The sequence below is a fragment of the Streptomyces boluensis genome (genome assembly GCF_009908195.1).
Taxonomy (GTDB): Bacteria; Actinomycetota; Actinomycetes; order Streptomycetales; family Streptomycetaceae; genus Streptomyces; species Streptomyces boluensis.
Genome location: NZ_JAAAHS010000628.1, coordinates 1 through 2,430 on the forward strand (window position 1 = coordinate 1; position 2,430 = coordinate 2,430).

General features: G+C 72.9%; 2 protein-coding genes. Both read right to left on the reverse strand.

Annotated elements, in window-relative coordinates; translation table 11 throughout:
• On the reverse strand, positions 1–1,562 hold a 1,562-nt coding region (locus GUY60_RS36780; protein ID WP_161705850.1), incomplete at its 3' end, for a sensor histidine kinase.
• Positions 1,559–2,305, reverse strand: coding sequence for a response regulator transcription factor (locus GUY60_RS36785; protein ID WP_187370224.1), 747 nt, complete (start codon positions 2,303–2,305; stop codon positions 1,559–1,561). The genes GUY60_RS36780 and GUY60_RS36785, both read right to left, overlap by 4 nt.
• Between the last annotated feature and the right edge of the window lie 125 nt (positions 2,306–2,430).

Genomic DNA, 2,430 nt, shown 5'->3' on the forward strand with positions numbered 1-2,430 from the left:
ACCCGCTCCTCCGCAGGCAGCCGTACCCCGAAGACCGTCCGCCCCGGCTCGCTGGTGACCGTCACCGAGCCGCCGTGGGCCGCCACCACCGCCTGCACGATCGCCAGGCCGAGGCCGGTCGAACCAGCCTGGCCCGCGTCCGCCTCCGCGCGAGTGCGCGAGGCGTCACCGCGCGCGAACCGTTCGAAGACCCGCGGCAGCAGCTCCGGGGCGATCCCCGGACCGTCGTCCGCCACCTCCAGGTACACATCGGGCCCCGCCCACCGCACCCGCGCGGTGACCGTCGTACCCGGCGGCGTATGGGTGCGCGCGTTGGCCAGCAGGTTGACCAGGACCTGCTGCAGCCGGGCCGAGTCGGCACGTACGAGCGCGGGTTCGGCGGGCAGTTCGAGCCGCCAGTGGTGCCGGCCGCCCGCCGCCCGCGCGTCGCCCACCGCGTCCACGACGAGCGGCGCCAGATCAGTACTGGCGTAGGCGAGTGGACGCCCGGCGTCCAGGCGCGCGAGCAGCAGCAGGTCCTCGACGAGCCCCGTCATCCGGGCCGCCTCGGACTCGATCCGGCCGAGCGCGTGCCGGGTGTCGGGCCCGGTCTCCTCGCGGCCGCGCCGGGTCAGTTCGGCGTACCCGCGGATCGAGGCCAGCGGCGTACGCAGTTCGTGGCTGGCGTCAGCGACGAACTGGCGTACCCGTGTCTCGCTCTCCTGCCGCGCGCTGAGCGCCGCGTGCACATGGTCGAGCATCCGGTTGAGGGCAGCGCCGACCTGGCCGACCTCGGTCCGCGGGTCGGCGTCGGGGACGCGTTCGTGAAGGGCGGGTTCGCCGCTGTGCAGGGGCAGTTCGGCCACCCGCGTCGCGGTCGAGGCGACCCGGCGCAGCGGCCGCAGGGCGATCCCGATCAGCGTGGCGCCCGCGATCCCGGCGGCCACAAGCCCGGCACCCGCGACGCACAGCTCGACCACGATCAGGGTGCTGACGGTGTCCTCGACGGCCCGCGTCGGAGTGCCGAGCAGCAGCTCGCCCTCGGTGCCGTCGGGCGCGTACAGGACCCGGTACGCACCGAGGCCCGGTACGTCGACGTTGTGCGCGGTGCCGTCCCTGGGAGCCGAGGCGAGGGCCGCCTTCTGCGCGTCGTCGAGCCCGGTCAGGACGGCCCGCGCGCCACGCTGGGCCGGTTCCTCACTGACCGCCGCGCGGGTCACGTCGCCGTCCTCGACCAGGGCTCCTATCGTGCCGAGCTCGGAGCCGCCGAACGCGAGGAAGCGCAGCGGGTCGCGCTGCTCGGGACCCGCGCCGAGCGGCCCGCCCTTCGGCTTCGGCTGCGCCTCGCGCGCGGCCACCTCGGAGAGACCGCTGTCCAACTGCTCGTAGAGATACGACTGCAGAGCCACCGTCGTGACCGTCCCGATCACGGCGCACACCAGCGCGATCAGCGCGATGGCACTGACCACAAGCCGGGTACGCAGCGAGCGGGGGCGGAACGAGGCAGATCGGAATGCGCGGGACCGGAACGCGCCAGACCCGAACGAGCGGGACCGGAACGCGCGGGACCGGAACCCGCTCATGCCGCGGCCGCCTCCGCGGACTTGATCAAGTACCCGGCGCCCCGACGCGTGTGGATCATCGGCGACCGTCCGGCGTCGATCTTCCGCCGCAGATAGGAGATGTACAGCTCGACGACATTGGCCTGGCCGCCGAAGTCGTAGCTCCAGACCCGGTCCAGTATCTGCGCCTTGCTCAGCACCCGCCGCGGATTGCGCATCAGATAGCGCAGCAGCTCGAACTCGGTGGCCGTGAGATGGATCGACTGCCCACCGCGCGTCACCTCGTGACTGTCCTCGTCGAGCGTGAGGTCACCGACCGCCAGCACGGACTCGGTACGCCGCGCCGCCGCCCCTGACCTGCGGATCAGGCCGCGCAGCCGGGCCACGACCTCCTCCAGGCTGAACGGCTTGGTGACGTAGTCGTCGCCACCCGCGGTCAGCCCGGCGATCCGGTCCTCCACCGCGTCCTTGGCGGTGAGGAACAGCACGGGTACGTCCGGCAGTTCACGCCGCAGCCGGCCGAGCACGGTCAGCCCGTGCATATCGGGCAGCATCACATCGAGCACCACGGCATCAGGCCGGAAGGCCCGCGCGGCCCGTACCGCCCCCGCGCCGTCCGCGGCGGTACGCACCTCCCAGCCCTCGTACCTCAACGCCATGGACATCAGCTCGGTCAGCGACGCCTCGTCGTCGACGACCAGCACCCGTACGGGGCTGCCGTCCGGCCGGAGCAGTTCGGTGCGTGTGTCGGAGCTCGTGGTCATACGCGCCACCTTGCCCACGCGTTCTGAGAGGCCCCTTGCGCCAACCTGTGAATTCCCTGAGAAACGCCTCTGGGGCCCGCCCCCGGGAACACTCGGCCACGCCCCGCCCACGCCGTGCCCCGTCA

What these genes read in the sequence shown, in the direction of transcription:
- GUY60_RS36785 (WP_187370224.1), bottom strand. Translation starts at nt 2,305, where the DNA reads ATGACCACGAGCTCCGACACACGCACCGAACTGCTCCGGCCGGACGGC.